The following is a 19948-nucleotide window of genomic DNA, read 5'->3' as shown; positions in this document are numbered from 1 at the left end:
TACGCTGGGGTATTTCCACAGTTTATCATCCCAGTACGTCCTTTTTGTGACTACTATTATTGATGCGCTAGTTCTATCCCCGTTACTGTGTAAAGTTGTTCTTGTACCTGTTTAGCAGTAACGGAATTTAGCAGTACATTTGAACGTAGCTGATTTTAGCTTACTTAGAACTAAAGTGTATGTCCAGAGTATCAAAATGAATCCTGTACATGATCTAATATTTCATTATTTATTTTATTCGTTACTACTTCTCACTAAATACGAGAGATACTCTAGCCCCTACTATTTTGTTCTGTTCAACTAGATTTGTTATCTGGATAGTTCCATTATTCCTTTGAACTAACTCATTTGTAATAGCAAGTCCCAATCCATAGTGGCCTGATCCAGATTGATCTTTCGTAGAAAAGAAACGTTCTGTTCCTTTTTCTAATGCTTCTTCTGTAAATCCTGGACCCTCATCTAGTACAGAAATAGTGTATTCCGTTTGTGTGTTGCTAAATACCAAATGAAGGTGCATATTTTCTTTAGAAACATCTACAGCATTTTGGAGTATATTTTGTAGGGCTTGAGTGATTTGATTTTTACTTAAGTTGATTAAGCTTTCATCTTGCTGTTCAATTCTTACTTCAATTTTTTTAGGTTTAGCCATTGCTTTGGCTAATAAAAACCAATCTGAAATCACAGAATGATTAATAATTTGTTTTTGTTCAGCTTCAGGAATTATATTTGAAATTCCCTTTAATTGTAGTACATATTCAGATAATCGATAGATCCCTTTTTCTGCACTCTCCAGCATTTCTTCTTGTTCTGGAAATAAATTCGTTTCTTCTAGCAACTCTAAATTACCTTGAACAATCGCGATTGGAGTACGAATATCATGCGTAACAGACTGTACTAGTCTTTCTTGTTGCTGTTGAGTGGCCCATTGTTCTTCCAAAGAACGAGCGAGCTCTATTTTCATTGTATTAATAGAAGAGAGTATTTGATTTACTTCTTTAATGTTGCTGGTTTTTGGTTGGTAATCTAAATTGAATTGTCCTATTTCTTTATTAGTGTGAATAACTTTATCGAATTCTTTTTGAAGTTTTTTTACCAAACGTTGAACAATAAGAATGAACACACTAATCCAAAGTGTTAAAAAGACTACAAAATATATCACTTCCGCATTAGGTAGCCATTTCCGCATGATTGATGAACTAAAATCACTTGCAATATTATATGCCAATACTAAGTTTTGGCTCTCTCCTTTTAAAGAAACATAAATTTTTGATCCAATGATGCCATTCGATTGAATTCGACCATTCTCTTTAGCTTCTTGGATTTGAGTGTTGTCTTTTTCTAAAATTGTCTGCTCTATGATTTCTCCGTCTGCATCTTCTAATTGATAAGCATAAAAGTCTGGTATGTCATTCACAGTGATTTCTTCTTGTGATATTCTTTCTGCAAAGAATGGAACTAGGCTCTCTGGATAATTTGCTGAGTATAAAAATCCAATATTAATAGAAATATTCAATAAAAAAAAGACTCCCATTGCTATTATCCCAGTAAAAAGCATCTCTAACAAAATAAACTTGGAGATTAATCCTCTTAACGATCTATTTCCCATTTATAGCCAATCCCCCAGACAGTATGAATCGGATTCACATTAACTTTTTGAAATTTTTGTCGGATTTGCTTAATACGTTCCGTTATAGTTGTTTGGCTATCCCCTACTGCATCATAGCCATAGACTGAGATATAGATGTCTTCTTTTGAAAAAACCTGTCCTTTGTTTTTCAGCAAAAACTCGCAGAGGGTATATTCACTTACAGTTAACGACACTTTCTGCTCATCTACAAAAAATAGCCGCTGTACCAAATCACAGGTTACAGGCGTATCTCTTAAACGTGAATGATTCTCCCGAGATTCTCTCCTTAAATGTGCAGCTACGCGAGCACGTAATTCTTTAATTGAGAAAGGCTTGGTTATGTAATCATCTCCACCTGAAGCAAATCCTTCAAGTTTATCTTTTTCAAAGTCCTTAGCTGTTAGAAAGAGTACTGGCGCATCTATAAATAATCTATTTTCTCTTAGAAAGGTAAATCCATCTTTTTCAGGCATTAAGACATCCAATATTATTAAGTCAGCCTGAGCTAACTCATTTGTTTGAATACTGTTTACAGTAAATCTAGTTTCTACTGCGTATTGTTCTTTCTCTAGCACTTTTTTAATAAGCTTAAGCAATTCTATATCATCGTCTATCACTAAAATTTGTTCCATTCTTATTCCTCCAAACTGCCTTTTCCTTCCCACTGATTATACCAAATATTCAGCAACAGAAACAGAAACAAACTAACTACTACAGAGAAGATAAGTGTCTGAACCAGTGTTTCTATAGCTTTTGCTTGAGTATCTCCAGTTAAATAGAGAGCGGTTGGTAAAATACTAGAAATAATTTTTACTGGCCATACCCAGGGTAAGAATCGCCATAACTGGTTACCTAATCCTGTTGTTCCCATTAAAATACTGGATAAGACCATTACCACACTAATCATTAACGTTCCTGTAAAATTGAACCTATAAGCAAAAAATACATATATAAGTATGGTGGGTAAAAGGAGTATTATACTTGTGAATAAGAATAATATCATTGTAATAACACTCTCCAAATTCATTTGAAAAAAGAATCCTACAATTGTAAACAATAGTAATGCTACGAATTCAACCGTTAAAACAAGAGCCATAAAGAATAAAATTTTACTAGTAATTACTTTTCTTCTCGGAATACCTATTCTCAGTTCATTTCCAAAATAGCTAGCACTTTTGTCTAATTGAATAAAAAAAGACACGATAATTGCTGAGAAAAATATTATGGCAATACTCAAAAGTAAAAAGAAAAAAACAATTTTTTCTTCCGTGGATACTGCTTGTGCTTGAGTAAATCTGTAATAAAAAGACATGAGAAAACTATACACAATCGGTAAACAAAGAACCATTGGTCGAATAATTGTATGTTTCGTTTTTTTCCATTGTGCCATCACTAAGTGAAACATAGTTAGTCCTCCTCTATATAACTCAAGTATGACAATATGGTTAAAATAAGATATACGGCAATTCCGAAGCCGCTTCCTGTATATACAGTGCTTATATCAACTAACGGGTTGCTTGATTCTAAAAATGTTCCATTTGGATGAATACTTAATACAGATGCCATCATACGAATGCTGTAGCTCCAGGGAAATAAATACCACCACGTTTTCACCGCAATAATTGCTGATAGTCCTGTACATAGAAAATTGATTAAAATAACAATGAACTTGTTAGTGTGTCGATAGAGTAAGAAACTAATTCCCGTTATTGGCAAACTTCCTAGAAACAAACAAATGGTTGCTATGCTCATTCGCTGGACTGAAATATGATCACGTATCGATACTCGATTGATGATTAGTAAAAGAATACTAGAGACCGCCAATATAATGAATAACTCTATTAATATCACTACATTTTTACCAATGTGTTGTTTGCTTTTAGATAAACCCAGAGATTGGAAAAATTGATCATTTCGGTTCTTCTTCTCTTTTGCATAAATATTGGTGACTAATAAGGAAATCACAATCGGTAAAACCAATAAAGGATACCAATTAAAAGATGACGTAACTAGGTAGCTCTTACCATCAGGGCTTTTCCCCATTAACAGCGACATCAAAAAACTGAATCCTATAAAAATAATTGGAACTAACCATAATAATTTGCTGTTGGCTGAACGTTTTTCTTTTAACCATTCTGCTTGAATCATACGATTCATTTTAGAACTCCCCCTTTTGAGTTTGTTTAACAATATCCATAAAAAGTTCTTCTAGATTTTCTACTGCTTGATCATTTGGGCCTTCATAACCTAAAAGTCCATTCGAAATAATCCCTAAGTCATCTGCGATATGTTGAACTTCACTTAGAATATGGCTCGATAATATAACAGTAATTCCATTCTCTGGAAAAGCTCGAATCATATCACGAAATTCCTGAATACCAAGCGGATCTAAGCCATTCGTTGGTTCATCAAGAATCAACACTTTTGGCTGATTTATAAGTGCCATGCCTATACCTAAACGTTGTTTCATACCCAAAGAAAAATGTTTAACTGTCTTTTTTCCAGTCTGTGCTAACCCTATTACTTTTAAGATTTCATGAATTCGTATTTTAGGTATTTCAATTAATAACGTTATGACTTCTAAATTTTCGTAAGCCGTCAAGTTCTCGTAGATAGCTGGACCTTCTATCAAAGAACCAATATACTTCAAATCGTCTTTTTTCCAATGATTTCCGGCAAAGAAAATTTCACCGTTAGTTGGTTTTAATACTCCAGTAATCATTTTGAGTAAAGTTGATTTTCCAGCTCCATTCGGCCCCAACAATCCATAAATAGAATTTTCTCTGACATGAATAGACACTCGATCCAGTGCAATTTCCTTTCCGAATTGTTTTGACAGATTTTTTGTTTCAATCATATAATTATTTGTCATTTTAACTCCTCCTCAACTGAAGAATAACAATGATAAATAATTGAATTATAATTGCAGTAGTTTTTACACAAAAACCTAGCGAAATAACATTTTTTACTTCTTTATAAAAAAACTGCGTAGCAAAAAAAAGACAAGTCGCTTTAATAGCGACTTGTCTTTTTAATTAAACTACCAGTTACAGATCATAAAAATTATTTAGTTGCGATAGATTCTAGACCTTCAGCTTTTAGGTATGCGCTAAATGGTACTAATTCTTCAGCTTCATATTTTTCTTTGTAAGCTTTGATTTCTTCTTCGCTGTAGAAAGCAGGGTCTAATTTCAATGTTTCTACTGGAATTGGACGATCTTTAGTAATTTTAGCATCGATTACTACAGTTTTACCTTCTTTGTTAGCTTTAATAGCTTCAGCCATTACTTGATCCATGTCTTCGATACGGCTTACTGTGAAACCAACAGCACCTTGTGCTTCACCAATTTTAGCGTAGTCTACATCAGTAAATTCAGTACCGAAAGTGTTTGTGTTTGTATCTTCGTATTTGTTCTTGATGAAACCATACTCAGTGTTAGTGAATACTACGTTGATAACAGGCATGTCGTAACGTACGTTAGTAACAACGTCTTGGTAGTTCATAGAGAACGCACCGTCACCCATTAAGTTAAATACTTGACGTCCAGGGTAAACATTATTAGCTGCAATACCACCTGGAAGTGCGATACCCATTGAAGCAAACAATGGAGAAGTTCTCCACATGTTTTTAGGAGTCATGTGCAAGTGACGGATAGATGTTTGAGTTGAGTTACCAACATCAATTGAGTAAATTGCATCTTCGTCAGCATATTTGTTGATAGCGTTGTATACTTGATAAAGTTGTAAAGCACCAGATTCTTTTGTTTCCAACTTAGTCATGTATTCACGCCAGTTTTGAACGTTTTTCAAGTTAGCATTCCACCAAGCTGATTCTTCAACAGGTGCTACTTTTTCTAGTAATGAGTGAACTGCTTCACCAGCATCACCAAGAATAGCAACATCTGCGTTATGGCGTTTACCAAGCATTGTTGGGTTGTTGTCGATTTGGATGAACTTTTCAACGCTTCCGAAAGTATTTTCTACTTCAGCAAACGGGAAGTTTGAACCAACGAAAAGAACTGTATCAGCTTCTCTAACAGCTTCGTTAGCCGGTTTCCAACCAACACGGTAAGTTGAACCAGTTAATCCTTCAAAGTCATAGTCGAAAGTTTCAAAGTTTTTACCAGTTGTGATAACTGGAGCTTTTAATTTACGAGACAATTCTTGAACTGCTGGACCATGTCCCATAGTTCCGATACCTGCATAGATAACAGGACGTTTAGCGTTGTTTAATACTTCAACAGCTGCGTCGATATCTGCTTCATTGATTGCAGAAGAAACGTAATCACGGTAGCTGTGACCTGAAGAGTAGAATGCGTCGTTAGCAATTTCGTGGTAACCGAAGTCACCAGGTACTTCTAATACAGCTACTCCACGTTTAGAGATAGCAGTACGGATTGCGTCGTCGATCAATTTTGGTAATTGTTCAGCGTAAGCAACACGACGGTTGTATACTGCGATATGATCGAACATTGGGTTTTGGTTCAATTCTTGGAAAGCATCCATGTTTAGTTCTCTTTGTGGACGAGATCCTAAGATAGCTAAAACTGGTGTGTTATCCATAGCTGCATCGTAAAGACCGTTGATTAAGTGAGATGCACCAGGACCACCTGATCCAACACACACACCTAATTTTCCGCCGAATTTCCATTGCATTACAGCTGCCATTGCTCCTACTTCTTCATGTTTTACTTGTAGGAATTTAATATCTGTTTCTTCTTGTTCACCTAAAGCTTCCATTAAAGGAGCCAAAGTTCCTGAAGGAATACCATAAATTGTATCTATTCCCCATCCTGCTAAAACTTTTAGTGAAGCTGTACTAACTTTAGTTTTTCCATGTTCCATTTAAAAAATCCTCCCAGTTTGTTTTCACAAAATAAATGCAACTCTCATTCTAACACTTTTAAATTAAGAATCAAGTCTTATTTCTGATAAAATCACATTTTCGTAAATAAAACAACAGTTTTTTAACTGAATCTGATTAGTCAATCTAATCTTAAACACTGTTTCATTTCTAACGGAAAACTGTTTAGCCGTTTTCTTCATTATTGTTCTAAATTCTGTGATTTACTCTACTTCATTGATTCATTCTTCGGTGAATTTAGTGCTATTATTAAAAAAATCACCGAAGAAAACATTAGCAGTAGAAAACACCGCATAAAGAGAGACCGAAACAAATTCGCCTCAGTCTCTCTTGTTTACTTCGTTATTACACGTAATGCAATTCTTTCACATCACTGTATGCTTTGTCGATGGTTCCGCCACCTAGACATTCGTCGCCATTGTAGAAGACAACAGCTTGTCCTGGAGTGATTGCACGTACAGGTTCATCGAATTCAACTGTTGCGCTGGTTCCGTCTTCGTTCATATGAACAGTTACGCTAGTATCTGCTTGGCGGTAACGGAATTTAGCTGTACATTTGAACGTACTTGGTGTTTCATCATTTAGTGTAAAACGGATATCAGATGCGTCCAAATGAGTCGCATACAACCATTCGTGGTGGTAGCCTTGTCCAACATATAACGTATTGGATTTAAGATCTTTACCAATTACGAACCATGGATCATTGGTTTTTCCGCCTCCGCCAATACCTAACCCTTGGCGTTGACCGATTGTATAGTACATCAAACCATCGTGTTGGCCTTTGATTTCGCCATCAACCGTCACCATATTTCCAGGTTGTGCAGGCAAGTATTCCATCAAGAATTTTTTGAAGTCGCGTTCGCCGATAAAGCAAACTCCTGTAGAGTCTTTCTTCTTAGCAGTCGCTAACCCTGCTTCTTCTGCGATACGGCGTACTTCTGATTTTTCCATGCCGCCTAGTGGGAACATAACTCTAGACAATTGGTCTTGAGACAATTGGTTCAAGAAGTAAGTTTGGTCTTTATTGTTGTCTACTCCGCGCAGCATGTGTGTCACGCCGTTTTCATCGCGTTCTACACGTGCGTAGTGACCAGTCGCTACATAATCTGCGCCTAAGTCTGTCGCGTAATCTAAAAAGGCTTTAAATTTGATTTCTTTGTTACACATTACATCAGGATTTGGTGTACGGCCTTTTTTGTATTCTTCTAAGAAATACGTAAAGACTTTATCCCAATATTGTTTCTCGAAGTTAACGGAATAATAAGGAATCCCGATTTGGTTTGCTACAAGAGCTACATCGTTGTAATCTTCAGTTGCGGTACATACACCGAATTCATCTGTGTCGTCCCAGTTTTTCATGAAAATCCCTACAACGTCATACCCTTGCTCTTTTAATAAATGAGCTGTTACCGACGAATCTACGCCGCCGCTCATTCCTACAACAACACGAATTTTACTGTTGTCTGTCATGCTATCACCATCATTTCAAATAGATTCTGAAATCTTAACGATTTGAAGGTCGTATTTTTCCAGTCTGTTCTATTATACTAACAATTAATAAGAATGCAAGGTCTGCTCATAAAAATAATGTTCGTCATCGATAAGTTAACTAGCTAAAACAATTCAGTTTATTTGACAATGAAAGCGTTTTACAGATACACTTAAATCGACCTAAAAAACATTCGTTTTTCTTTTTTCATCTCTATTGTTCCATTCACCCCTTACTATAACTTTCTATTTCCTTACAACAAAGGAGGCTTAGTAATGATTTCAATTATTGTCCCTATAAAGAATGCTGAGAAATCTTTATTCAAGTGTTTACACAGTATCAAAAACCAAACTTATCGTCATTTCGAAGCCATATTGGTAGACTATGGCTCAATTGATAAAAGCGGGGAAATTTGTGAGAAGTTTGCGAGCAACGACTCTAGGTTCCATGTAATTCATCTAGATAGTACCAATGCTTCTAGAGCTAAGAATATCGGCCTTGCTTACGCTCAAGGAGAATATGTCTGCTTTGTTAATGCTGTTGATTGGATCAATGCAGAAATGCTGGAAGAACTGATCAATACAAATAAAATCTTTCAAGGTGATATAATTACATGCAGGTATTTTGAAGACTCTATCAGTGAGTTGTTTTTGACTCCTGGTCCAGATGAAAACAAAATCATGTCAAAGAACGAGGCTATCCAATTATGTCTATCTCAACCAAGGGTGAACAGTTTTTTAGGAAACAAATTGTATAAGTTGGAACTGTTTAGTTCTTCTCCTGCTGTCCATTTTGATGAAGATATCGAATATTATGATGATTTGTTGGTAGCTATGCAGCTGTTTGATAAAAGCCAACGCATCGTATACAGCCCTCCGCCTCATTACCATTATTATCTCAATCGTCACTTGCCGCTGAATGTTCTTCAAAATAAAAGAAAGTTGAATGGTCTGGTTGCCATAGAAAGAGCGGTCGAGCTGCTTTCAAAAGACCCGTCTGTTGATACAAAGATACTTAAAGATCTTTACATTAAACTGAATCTTTCTTCTATATTTACTTTGCTTACTTTAGAAAATGTAGATTCTTCTTTTATCAATGATTTGAGGCAAAAATTACATGCCTATGGTCCAAACGAGCTCAAAGACTCAGATTTGAAAAAGTGTTGCCAGATTACCCGTAGAAATGTAGGTTTAGGCAAAATTTATTGGGACATGTTCTACAAAAAGAAATTAGTAGAATAAAGTTTCCATCAAATCCGTTAATAAATATAAAAGCAGGCATACATCTGGACCGAATCCAACTGTATGCCTGCTTTTTCGATTGACTAAACTCTTTCTAAAATGCCGCTTTCTACAAACTCCGTTAAAATATAACCAGCACGCTCTTGTGCTTCCGTAAAAGCTTCCCCTTTATACAAGTTTACGGTACGTAAGCCATTAGCTGTCACTGCAGATAATTTAAACGTTTTTAAATCGCTGGAAACGCTCATTTTCAACTTCGGACTTTTCGCTGTTCCGATCTCTAAATCACGACTGAATTGAAAATTACCGTTTTTTAATTGTTCAAAGCCATTGTCTCTTAACGTATATTTTTTTACACTAGAGCTCATTTTGTAACTGTCTGATGAACCTTCTAATTGATTCTTTTCTAAAAACGCCATTTGCCTACCGCCTTTATTCTAAGTTATTTTTTTAATCGTGCGATACTTTTGGTCAACTCTTCAAGAAAAATGTCCAACTGTTCTTCTGTCGTCCCCAAACCAAAGCTGACACGGATCGACTGGCTGATTCTTGGGCTATCTTCTCCATACATTGCAATCAATACATGACTAGGGTCGATGTTCCCTGCTGTACAAGCTGAACCAGCCGATACTGCTATACCAGCTAAATCCAGACTGACTAATAGTTGTTCTGAATGGACGCCTTTGATCCATAGATTCAGAATATGAGCTAAACGATGGTCAGGAGACCCATTTAATTCATACTCGACTCCTTGAACTTCCAATTGATTTAAAAAGTATGATCTTAAAGTTTCGTGTTGCTTTTTACGTTCTTCTCTATCAGCCAACATGATTTCTACAGCTTTCTTAAACCCGGCAATTCCAGGAATATTTTCTGTTCCTGCCCGTCTTTTCTGCTCTTGTTCTCCACCTAACATAAAACTAGGCAAATGAATATTTTCATTGATGTATAAAAATCCGATACCTTTAGGACCATTGATTTTGTGAGCGGATACTGATAACAAATCAATATAGTCGCGCTTCACATCAATGTCTTCTGTCCCATAAGCTTGGACCGCATCAGTATGAAAATAAGCTGCAGTTTCGCTTTCGTGGATAATCTCTCCAATTTTTGAGATATCATTTAGTGTTCCAACTTCATTATTGCCGTACATGATAGAAACTAAAATAGTATCGGGACGTAAAGCCTGCTGCACATCTTCAGGGTTTACTTGCCCTGTTTCATCAACAGGCAAGTAAGTTACCTCAAATCCCAACGCTTCCAAATGTTCCATCGGGCGAATGACTGCGTGGTGTTCCACCATAGTCGTGATAAGATGCTTTCCTTCATGCTGACGTGAAATAGCTGTTTCCATGATAGCAGTATTGTCGCCTTCCGTCCCACCGCTTGTCACGATAACTTCCATTGGTTTAGCGCCGATGCTTTTAGCGAAAACCATTCTTGATTGATCCAATATTCTTCTGCTGTCGCGTCCAAATCCATGAATACTTGAGGCGTTTCCGAAGTGTTTATTCATCATTTCGTACGTTACTTCGGCTACTTCAGGATGAACTGGACTCGTAGCTGCATGATCTAAATAGATTTTTTCCATGTTATCCTCTCATTCATTTGTTTTTTATTCCAAAATTGTATCACTCTTTGATTCATTGAACAATAGCTCTTCTTTTTCTCACTGACGCTTTTTTCTAACCACAGCAATATTGTTTCTTCTGTCCTTATTTGAGGATCAAGCAGATTCGTTTGAGTTGTTTTTAGCCTTTCTTCTACAAATGTTAAAGCTTTTTTCGAGTTCACTTCAACAAAAAGGAAATACGTAGCAAACACTCTTTTTATTGTCATAAACTCATGCTCTTTAAAAGCTTGTAATTCTGTATATTGGTACAGCTATTTTGCTTCAGTTGAGTGTTGTTGAGCACTCCTCAAGCAAAATAACTCTTCAGCTTTCACCATGATTTTATCATAAATGTCCAGCTTATCGATCACTTGATACTGCTGTGTCAAAATCTCAAAGTCTTGATCAAATCGGAGGTCACTTAGTTCTTTGTAATAACTAAGCCGCATGACATAAAGTGTAAAAGGATCTTCTAACGGTATCGATTCTGAATACTCAAAAAATTCTAAAACCAATTGATCTAACGCTTTCCCATTAAACAAGTGATATATGGTTCGTAATTGGTGGTACATCATCTTACGGTATTCTTTACTTTGGCGGCATTTTTTCAATATTGCTCCATCGTTCAATCCTCTTGGAACACCATTTGAAAGGATAAAGAATATAGCTAACCCTGAAAAAAACAATACAGGAATCAATGGCAAAACTGACAATTTGTACAACACAATAGCCATCAATAAAGCTGCTCCGTTGAGTATCAATCCTCCACTCATATACAACTGATAAGGATAGTCCTCAGAGTCCCAATTTTCGTTCGGCACTATCAAGGCTTGGCCCAAAGCTTCATTCTGCTTTTGCTTTTTGACAACGATACGACCATCCACTTTGATGATGGATCAAACAAAAATACGATACGACAAAAAGGTATCTCCTGTGAGCAATCCAAAAACAAGGTGCCCAAATTCATGCACTACCATATGGAGAAGAAAAGACAGTACGATGTAGACCAACAGCACGCTGAAGAGATAAGGCTGTATATCTGTTTCGATGAACAGAATAAGCATTTCTGCCGCAACGAGCAATAGTAAAGACCAACAGATATTCCAAATTCCCTTAGCGTTCCCAGCTTTAGTCCCTTTTTATGGTCTGTGTCAATTCTGGAAACAACATCATTAAGATTTCTTTTGTCAAACGACGATTCTTCCCTTTGTAAACATAGGCATGCATATGCATAGCAGGATTGAAATTGGCTTCTATGACAGTATAGCCAGGATTCTGCGTAGAGCTTGGTTGTGTTAGATCTGGAATAATTAAGTCAATACCTGTTACATTTGCTTCGATTGCTTCTGCCATTTTTACAGCGAGCTCTTTATAGCTGTCGTGCATCTCATCCGTTACATCGATCGAATCTCCGCCGGTACTGATGTTGGAGTTCTCTCTTAAATATACGACCGTTCCTTTTTCAGGAATGCTTTCTTTGGAATAACCTTGTTCTTTCAACATCAATTGCTCAATCTCACCAAGGTTTATTTTTTCTAAAGGAGCTCTATGATTCGTTCCCCGTAAAGGATCTTGATTCTTTTTGTCTACCAACTCTTTGACTGTTGCTGACCCATTTCCTATCACATTGGCTGGTATTCTCAGCAGCACAGCGGGAACGTGATCATTAACGACAAAAAAGCGGTATTCTGTTCCGGCAATATATTCTTCTACCAATACAGAGGAATCTTCTTTGAATGCAATATTGACTGCTTGATTAAAGTCTTCTTGTGTGGGACCATTTTTAAAAATGGAGATTCCTATTCCGTAATTGGTCGATTTAGGCTTAACCACGATAGCTTTATTCTGGTAGCGCCAAAAATCATTTTGCGCCTCTTCGACTGTTTGGTATTCTCCACCACCTGGTACATGGAACCCATTTTCAAAAAGAATTTTTTTAGTCACTGTTTTATTCGCCATGATCAAAGAAGAAATATACGTATCCTTAGACGTCATATTTCCATTTTTCACGTATTCTACATGATTGCCATAACTCAATTTGACAAATTGGTCATGCTCATCGATCACATCTACTGTGATGCCGCTTTGCAAAGCATCATGGATCAATAATTGAGTAGACATTTCTAATGAAGTAAACCCTCTTAGTTGATACGGTTTTTCCATAGCTTCCTGTTTGTATTGTTGAGCTAACTTCATCCCAAAAGCGATGTAGTCCCCTTCTGCTTCTATACCATCCATAATTTGAGCAGACAAAGTCTTTTCAGGGTGTTCGAACAACTCTTTGGCCCATGCTACAGCTGCTTCAGCTTTTTCGTATCCTGAATGAACAGCCATTTGTTGCATTTCCTCTAATAGAGCCAGTCCTTCTTCTTTAAACTGTGACAATTCTTTAGGGTGTTCTATAGAAGTCAAATGATTTTTTTCATCACCGGTTTTAGACGTTACGGCTGCAGTCTCTTCATCCAACCAAATCATCAAATAACAGAACATCTTCACAAAAACCAAGTCTTCTTCTCTAATACTGAATGAAGTGAACGGATTTAAATCGAAATTGCGCAATTCAACATAAGCAATTCCTTGTTCCAACATATCTTTGACCTGTTTTGTGCCGCGTAAACGAATTGGCGAATAGAATTCTCGCTCTTCTGATAATGCACCTGAAGAGACTAAAGATTGAATACTCTCTACATAAGCATCTATTGATTCATAAGAAACGATGACTTCTTCGTCATTCGTGTATCCCAAATGACTATTACGCAAACTACGTACATAATGGTTCGGCACAGTCACATCAGCTGGATAAAAGTCTTCCATCACAGTCGGTGAAGCACCAAATAAATAACTCAATACCCAACGGTAACGTAAGAAGTTTCGAGCCAACTTCATATAAACAGCGGACTGAAACTCTTCTTTTGATGTAATGTCTGTTTGCTTTTCATATAAAGCATTCAAAATAGCTGCATCAAATTCAAAATTAATATGAATCCCACTTTGCATTTGTTTCTTCTTACCGTAAATTTTTGCTAAATATTCGCGGTATACCACATCGGCACGTTTTTCCAATCGTGCGATAGGAATATCTTTTTCTTCTGGTAAACTTCCCGGCATGCTGAGCGGCCAGATCCATTCCTTATCGTTCATAGAATGATATGTCACATCATGTAAAGCCGGCAGCCATTGGTTGACACTTCTAGCTCCCTTCAATGGTGGTGTGATTAACTCTAATTGAACATCGCTAAAGTCTGTTTGGATATACGGATGAAAATTTCTGCTTCCAAGCGTTTTAGGATGCGGCGTAGTTGCTAACGTTCCATCTTTCTTAACTCGTAAACCTTCTTTTTCAATTCCGATAACAGAACTGTTCCATATTGGTTTGATTGAGTGGTCTTTCATCAGTTGTTTGATTGTTTGCATTATGTGTTGACACTACCTTCCTGAGCCACTTCTCTTGATTACTTATTTTAAGTGAGAAGTTTTGTTTGTCAAAACTATTATCGCAAAGTTCCTAAAAAAAAGCGACCCAATTTGATTTCTCTTTTAGGATATCTTCATATATTTATCACTTTTTAATGTAGTTTTTAATTTGTCACCCATTTTCTTCTACAATATATCTTTTTAAAAGGCAGACTGAACAAACGTTTGCGATAAAATAGAAACTCTTTATTATCCATGATATACTGAATAAAAGTTTTTCTGCGAGGAGAGAGTTCACATTGACGAATAAACCATTAGCCTTTAGAATGCGTCCTACTCATATTGACGAAGTCGTGGGTCAAAGTCATTTAGTAGGCGAAGGAAAGATTATTAGACGAATGGTGGATGCCAGAATGTTGTCTTCCATGATTCTATACGGTCCACCAGGAATTGGAAAAACCAGTATTGCCAGTGCTATTGCAGGGTCGACCAAATACGCTTTTCGTATGTTGAATGCTGCTACCGATTCAAAAAAAGATTTGCAGATTATTGCCGAAGAAGCTAAAATGAGCGGTTCTGTCATTTTAATGTTGGATGAAGTGCACCGCTTAGATAAACCAAAACAAGATTTTTTACTTCCTCATTTAGAAAATGGAAGGATCATTTTGATTGGAGCAACAACAGAAAATCCGTATATCGCCATCAACCCTGCTCTAAGAAGCCGAGCACAAATTTTTGAACTGAAATCTCTTTCGATTGAAGAAATCAAAAAGGCTATGGAACGTGCACTAAAGGATTCAGCCAATGGTCTAGGAGAATATAAGGTGGACATTGACGAACCAGCTCTATTGCATTTCGCTCGGGCAACGAACGGTGATTTAAGAAGCGCTTTAAACAGTCTAGAACTAGCTGTTAAATCGACGCAACCTGATACTGACGGTGTGATTTCTATTTCTCTTGAAGTCGCCGAGGAATGCGTGCAAAGGAAAGCATTGACACACGATAAAGACGGAGATGCTCATTACGATGTGATTTCCGCGTTGCAAAAATCCGTTCGAGGAAGCGATGTCAATGCTGCTTTACATTATTTAGGGCGTTTGATCGAAGCTGGAGACTTGCCAATCATAGCCAGACGTTTGATGGTAATTGCTTACGAAGATATCGGATTAGCGAATCCAGGAGCCTGTTCCAGAACCGTCACCGCGATCCAAGCTGCTGAGCGCATTGGTTTTCCAGAAGCCAGGATTCCTCTTTCTAATACAGTGATCGATTTATGTTTATCACCCAAATCCAATTCCAGTATTTCAGCTATTGATGCTGCCATAAGCGATATACGTAATGGAAAAAGTGGTGATGTACCCGATCACTTGAAAGATTCTCATTACAGCGGAGCCAGCAAGTTGGGTCGAGGAGTCGACTATAAGTATCCTCATAGTTATCCTGGAGCTTGGGTAGACCAGCAGTATCTCCCTGATAAACTTAAACAAGCGCGTTATTTCGAACCGAACCATACCGGTAAGTATGAAGATGTCTTGGCTGCTCAGTACGAAGCTATAAATAAGAAAAAGAAAAGGTAGCGTAAACGCTATCTTTGTTATATGTACAACGTTTCTCTTCAAATCAGAGCACATTTGATTGACAATAAATGAACACCATGCTACTATAAGGATAAGAATTCTGAGGTATGCGCGATGTCCTAAAATGTGTTGACCGAACATTTTTAATAAAACATTGGGATCCAAACTGAATCAAACGGATAACAAGCCTTTTCACTTGGAAGTTAGATGCTTGACAGTGGAGCCCACCTGCTAGATTGCGGGTTCAATACTACTTGGACGCATAAACGGTACCATCGGAATTTTACATACAATTTCAATTTAAAAAGCCATCCTTTTTGGGATGGCTTTTTTATGGTGTATAATAGATGTAATATATGAGTCATTATTAGGAGGAATTTATATGTTATTATCTATTTTATTTGTTATTTTTGCGGTTCTGCTGCTTTACACAGCTTATTTTTTCTTAACTATGAAAGCTCAAGTCTTTTTGTATTACAAGAGCAGTGAGGCCAGCGAAAAAACAAAACCGATTTTTACAGGTTTTGGTGTCGGTTTTCTTCTTTGTGGTTTATTTTCTCTCTATCTGGCCTTTTTCTATACGATCATTCAATCCTTTATCTTTTTAGGTATTGTTATGATTGTTATCCTCTCTTTCTTGATTTATTTGAACAAAAGCATGTAAGATAAAACTTAGGCAACGTCCTACTGTTGAAAGCGATATCTTTTCTCTATGAAAATTAAAAAATATGCGTTACAATAGAAGTGAGCAAAGGATAGATAAAGAATGGAGTGGTAAGTATGTTGCAAGAATACAATCGTATTTTAGTCGCTATAGATGGTTCTAAAGAAGCTGAGTTAGCCTTCAAGAAAGCGGTACAAGTAGCTGTACGTAACAAAGCTTCATTGTTGATTGCAAATGTTATTGATACAAAAGCTTTCCAAAGTATTTCAACCTTTGATGGATCAATGGCTGATAAAGCTAGTCTGCAAGCTAGAAATACGTTAGAAGAATATGTTCGATATGCTAAAAACCACCGTGTCGAAGATGTTAGTTACGTTATCGAATATGGTTCTCCAAAAGTTCTGATCTCAAAACAAATTCCTGAAGAACATAATGTTCATTTGATCATGTTGGGAGCAACTGGTTTAAGCGCAGTAGAAAGAATTTTTATCGGCTCTGTTTCTGAATACGTTATCCGTCATGCTGCTTGTGACGTATTGATCGTTCGTACAGATTTGGAAAATAAACCGACAGATTAATCACAATAGCAAAAAAGGAGCCGCAATCATTCAAAATGACTGCGGCTCCTTTTTATGGACAACTTAATTTAAAAAATTATTTTTTTAGACGTTCTACGTCACGAGCGATCATGACTTCTTCATCTGTAGGAATCAATAATACTTTAACTTTTGAGTCATCTGTAGAGATAATGCGCTCTTCACCGCGAACAGCGTTTTTCTCTTTATCGATCTCAGCACCAAACCAGTTGATTCCATCAATAAGGATTTCACGAGTTTCAGCAGAGTTTTCACCAATACCTGCTGTAAAGATAATAGCATCTACACCATTCATCAGTGCAATGTATTGACCGATATATTTTTGAACACGGTTATAGAAAATATCTAGAGACAATTGTGCTCTTTCATTTCCTTCAGCCGCTGCATCTTCAACATCACGCATGTCACTTGAAACGCCTGATAATCCAAGTAATCCAGATTTTTTGTTGAAGATATTGATCATTTCGTTGATGTCTGTAATACCTTCTTTTTCCATCAAGTATGGAATGATAGAAGCATCGATATCACCCGTACGAGTTCCCATAGTGATACCTGCTAAAGGAGTGAATCCCATTGATGTATCAATCGATTTTCCGCCTTGAACAGCAGTAATAGATCCTCCGTTACCTAAATGACAAGTGATCAATTTCAAATCTTCCAAAGGACGATCAAGCATTTCTGCTGCACGTTCTGATACATATTGATGAGAAGTTCCATGTGCTCCGTATTTACGAGCTGCATGTTTTTCATAATATTCCATTGGAATACTGTATAGGTAGTTTACAGCTGGCATATTTGCGTGGAATGACGTATCAAATACAGCTACACTCGTAATGTTAGGCAACAATTTTTTGAAAGCTTTGATACCTGTAGCATTAGCAGGATTGTGTAATGGAGCTAAATCAGATAAACGTTCGATTTTTGCCAATACATCGTTATCGATCAAAGCAGATTCTTTAAAATCTTCTCCTCCGGCAACTACACGGTGTCCCACGCCTTCGATTTCTTCATAGTTTTCGATGACATTTAATTCAATCAATTTATCCAAAACTTTTTGGATAGCAATTTCGTGGTTTTCAATATCTTCTACGATATTATATTTTTCACCGTTGTATTTTGTAGTAAAGATAGAATCTTTCAAACCAATTCTTTCGATGATTCCCGATGAAATAACTTGCTCTTCAGGCATTTCAAATAAAGTAAACTTTAAACTTGAACTACCGGCATTGATTGCAATTGTTTTTGACATGTGTCTTCCCCTTTTCTTCTCTTACAGATTTTCTTTCTTCCAAGTATCCACTTCCTCCATAAATTTTAACATGGATTGGTGGTTTTTCAAATCAGGAATGTTTCCTAACAATACTTGTTTAGCTTGTGCCGCTTTGTCCCCTTTTTTCTGAAGAATCAAAATAGATTTTTGAGACGGTTCATTTGCAAAAAGTTCTTTCGGCAAATGCAGCATCCCTTGTAAAAATCCGTGTTCTTGAATAGCTTTCATCAATGAAGCCGCTTCAGAAGTTTCAAACAATAGTTTAGGTACTAAAAATAAACCAAAAGCATTTGGTTTTAAATACTTCAAACTTTGTTCGATCAATAAATGATGAGCGTAAGAATGACCTTCTTTTGCTGCAGATGTATACACTTTTGCTCTTTCATCCACTGGATAATAGCCAATCGGCAAATCACTGACCACCAAGTCCACAGGATCAACCAACAAGTCTTGAAGAGCATCTTGATAAGTCAACTTCACATTTTGTCTTTGCAGTCTGGTCGTCATAGCAGCTAGATCAATAAGCAAATCATCGTTTTCGATGCCTTCTGCTTCTACTTCAACTTTGGCTGTTGTTAAAGCATTATAAACAGTCGACAGCAAGTTACCTGTTCCTACAGCAGGATCAAGAATCCGCAAGTTGTCCAGTGACGTGTCACGCAGTTTATCAATAAAATACACAAACATGAACCCAATAACATCAGGTGTCATTTGGTGATTGGCTTGTACCTTATCTTCTTTTAGACCTTTTAAAATAGCCAATTGCAAAGCTTTTCGGATATCTTCCGGTTCCATATTGGATGTATCGATATCTTGGTAAATTTTTAACAATTGATCAGTTGTTGCTGTATTCAAGCTGTTCTTCAATTCGTCCGGGATGTTTTTTTCAATCAGGTTGCTGCCCGTTTCAGTCAAAGCTTCCAAATATGAAAAATCGATTTCATTTCTTAACAATTGAACTGTACTATCTAACGGATTAAAAAGTGCTTCAATGTCTTTTTGAGACAATCAAATCAACCTCTCTTCCTCATAACTATCATTTAATTGGGATAAAGTCATTTTTGATAAAAGTGCAAAGCTACTTTACCATCTTATCTAATCTATTCTTTCTGCACAAGGTGCAAAATGATTTATCATCCATTCTAGACTTAATAATTATTAATCATTCATTAAGTTCACCTTATCCAATATCCTAAAGGTCAAAATAAGAAGCTTCAGTAAACCGATTAACCAGAATAAGTTTAAAAATAACTAAAAAATAGGGGAGTGAACAATTGTCCACTCCCTTTTCTATTTCTATTATTGAGCTGCTGGGTATACAGAAACTTGTTTTTTGTCGCGGCCTTTACGTTCGAAACGTACAACGCCATCTACTTTAGCAAACAAAGTGTCATCTCCGCCGATACCTACGTTAACTCCTGGGTAAATTTTTGTACCGCGTTGACGGTATAAAATTGATCCACCTGAAACAGTTTGACCATCAGCACGTTTAGCGCCTAAACGTTTTGATTGTGAGTCACGGCCGTTAGAAGTAGAACCGCCCCCTTTTTTATGAGCGAAAAGTTGTAGATTCATTTTCAACATTTGGAATGCA

Annotated in this window: 19 protein-coding genes and 1 other RNA gene; 5 read left to right on the top strand and 15 right to left on the bottom strand. The window is 36.7% G+C overall.

Annotated elements, in window-relative coordinates:
- Window positions 1-244: 244 nt before the first annotated feature.
- The 7 genes from ACE025_RS09510 to mnmA form a co-directional block, all read right to left on the bottom strand.
- Window positions 245-1513, bottom strand: a complete 1269-nt coding sequence (locus ACE025_RS09510) for a sensor histidine kinase (protein WP_485939447.1) — start codon at window positions 1511-1513, stop codon at window positions 245-247.
- A 74-nt stretch (window positions 1514-1587) separates the two neighbouring features.
- Entirely contained in the window at window positions 1588-2259 is a 672-nt protein-coding gene (locus tag ACE025_RS09505) for a response regulator transcription factor (protein WP_485939446.1), read from the bottom strand.
- Window positions 2260-2261: 2 nt separating this feature from the next.
- The gene (locus tag ACE025_RS09500) at window positions 2262-3032 is read right to left on the bottom strand and encodes an ABC-2 family transporter permease (RefSeq protein ID WP_485939445.1); all 771 of its coding nucleotides are present in this window, start codon (window positions 3030-3032) and stop codon (window positions 2262-2264) included.
- A 2-nt stretch (window positions 3033-3034) separates the two neighbouring features.
- Window positions 3035-3784, bottom strand: a complete 750-nt coding sequence (locus tag ACE025_RS09495) for a lantibiotic immunity ABC transporter MutE/EpiE family permease subunit (RefSeq protein WP_485939444.1) — start codon at window positions 3782-3784, stop codon at window positions 3035-3037.
- Window position 3785: 1 nt separating this feature from the next.
- Complete coding sequence (locus ACE025_RS09490) at window positions 3786-4499, bottom strand: lantibiotic protection ABC transporter ATP-binding protein (protein ID WP_485939443.1); 714 nt, start codon at window positions 4497-4499, stop codon at window positions 3786-3788.
- Between the two features lie 191 nt (window positions 4500-4690).
- A complete protein-coding gene (spxB, locus tag ACE025_RS09485; protein ID WP_485939442.1) occupies window positions 4691-6472 on the bottom strand; it encodes a pyruvate oxidase in 1782 nt (593 codons plus the stop codon).
- A 364-nt stretch (window positions 6473-6836) separates the two neighbouring features.
- Window positions 6837-7961, bottom strand: a complete 1125-nt coding sequence (mnmA, locus tag ACE025_RS09480) for a tRNA 2-thiouridine(34) synthase MnmA (RefSeq protein ID WP_485939441.1) — start codon at window positions 7959-7961, stop codon at window positions 6837-6839.
- A 294-nt stretch (window positions 7962-8255) separates the two neighbouring features.
- On the opposite strand from mnmA, the gene ACE025_RS09475 reads away from it, so the two are divergent.
- Complete coding sequence (locus tag ACE025_RS09475) at window positions 8256-9221, top strand: glycosyltransferase family 2 protein (protein ID WP_485939440.1); 966 nt, start codon at window positions 8256-8258, stop codon at window positions 9219-9221.
- 83 nt (window positions 9222-9304) lie between these two features.
- On the opposite strand, the gene ACE025_RS09470 is transcribed toward ACE025_RS09475, so the two are convergent.
- The 5 genes from ACE025_RS09470 to gshAB all read right to left on the bottom strand — a co-directional run bounded on the left by ACE025_RS09470 (window position 9305) and on the right by gshAB (window position 14247).
- On the bottom strand, window positions 9305-9640 hold the full coding sequence (locus ACE025_RS09470; protein ID WP_485939439.1) for a cysteine desulfurase: 336 nt from the start codon (window positions 9638-9640) through the stop codon (window positions 9305-9307).
- A gap of 23 nt (window positions 9641-9663) precedes the next feature.
- Complete coding sequence (locus ACE025_RS09465) at window positions 9664-10812, bottom strand: cysteine desulfurase family protein (protein ID WP_485939438.1); 1149 nt, start codon at window positions 10810-10812, stop codon at window positions 9664-9666.
- Window positions 10813-11105: 293 nt separating this feature from the next.
- The gene (locus tag ACE025_RS09460; protein WP_485939437.1) at window positions 11106-11654 is read right to left on the bottom strand and encodes a hypothetical protein; all 549 of its coding nucleotides are present in this window, start codon (window positions 11652-11654) and stop codon (window positions 11106-11108) included.
- Window positions 11655-11796: 142 nt separating this feature from the next.
- Window positions 11797-11940, bottom strand: coding sequence for a hypothetical protein (locus ACE025_RS09455; protein WP_485939436.1), 144 nt, complete (start codon window positions 11938-11940; stop codon window positions 11797-11799).
- 21 nt (window positions 11941-11961) lie between these two features.
- Window positions 11962-14247 carry a bifunctional glutamate--cysteine ligase GshA/glutathione synthetase GshB gene (gene gshAB, locus ACE025_RS09450; RefSeq protein WP_485939435.1) on the bottom strand — a complete coding sequence of 762 codons (2286 nt, stop codon included), beginning with the start codon at window positions 14245-14247 and terminating at the stop codon, window positions 11962-11964.
- A gap of 326 nt (window positions 14248-14573) precedes the next feature.
- Between gshAB and ACE025_RS09445 the strand changes: the two genes are divergently transcribed.
- The 4 genes from ACE025_RS09445 (at window position 14574) to ACE025_RS09430 (ending at window position 17066) form a co-directional block, all read left to right on the top strand.
- Window positions 14574-15824: a replication-associated recombination protein A gene (locus tag ACE025_RS09445; RefSeq protein WP_485940082.1), complete on the top strand. Its 1251-nt coding sequence runs from the start codon at window positions 14574-14576 to the stop codon at window positions 15822-15824.
- Between the two features lie 94 nt (window positions 15825-15918).
- Window positions 15919-16110: non-coding RNA, 6S RNA (ssrS, locus tag ACE025_RS09440), on the top strand.
- A 96-nt stretch (window positions 16111-16206) separates the two neighbouring features.
- On the top strand, window positions 16207-16488 hold the full coding sequence (locus ACE025_RS09435; protein WP_485939434.1) for a hypothetical protein: 282 nt from the start codon (window positions 16207-16209) through the stop codon (window positions 16486-16488).
- Window positions 16489-16604: 116 nt separating this feature from the next.
- A complete protein-coding gene (locus tag ACE025_RS09430; protein ID WP_483089932.1) occupies window positions 16605-17066 on the top strand; it encodes a universal stress protein in 462 nt (153 codons plus the stop codon).
- Window positions 17067-17142: 76 nt separating this feature from the next.
- Here ACE025_RS09430 and ACE025_RS09425 read toward each other — a convergent pair whose 3' ends face one another.
- The 3 genes from ACE025_RS09425 to rpmA all read right to left on the bottom strand — a co-directional run bounded on the left by ACE025_RS09425 (window position 17143) and on the right by rpmA (window position 19938).
- Window positions 17143-18333 (bottom strand): acetate/propionate family kinase, encoded by a 1191-nt coding sequence (locus ACE025_RS09425; RefSeq protein WP_485939433.1) that lies wholly within the window; start codon window positions 18331-18333, stop codon window positions 17143-17145.
- 21 nt (window positions 18334-18354) lie between these two features.
- Entirely contained in the window at window positions 18355-19362 is a 1008-nt protein-coding gene (locus ACE025_RS09420; RefSeq protein WP_485939432.1) for a class I SAM-dependent methyltransferase, read from the bottom strand.
- 291 nt (window positions 19363-19653) lie between these two features.
- Window positions 19654-19938, bottom strand: a complete 285-nt coding sequence (gene rpmA, locus ACE025_RS09415; protein ID WP_092479645.1) for a 50S ribosomal protein L27 — start codon at window positions 19936-19938, stop codon at window positions 19654-19656.
- Between the last annotated feature and the right edge of the window lie 10 nt (window positions 19939-19948).

The organism is Desemzia sp. AGC72, assembly GCF_057334175.1.
Note: the sequence above shows the minus strand (reverse complement) of the source record. Positions and strands in the feature narration are given on the sequence as shown.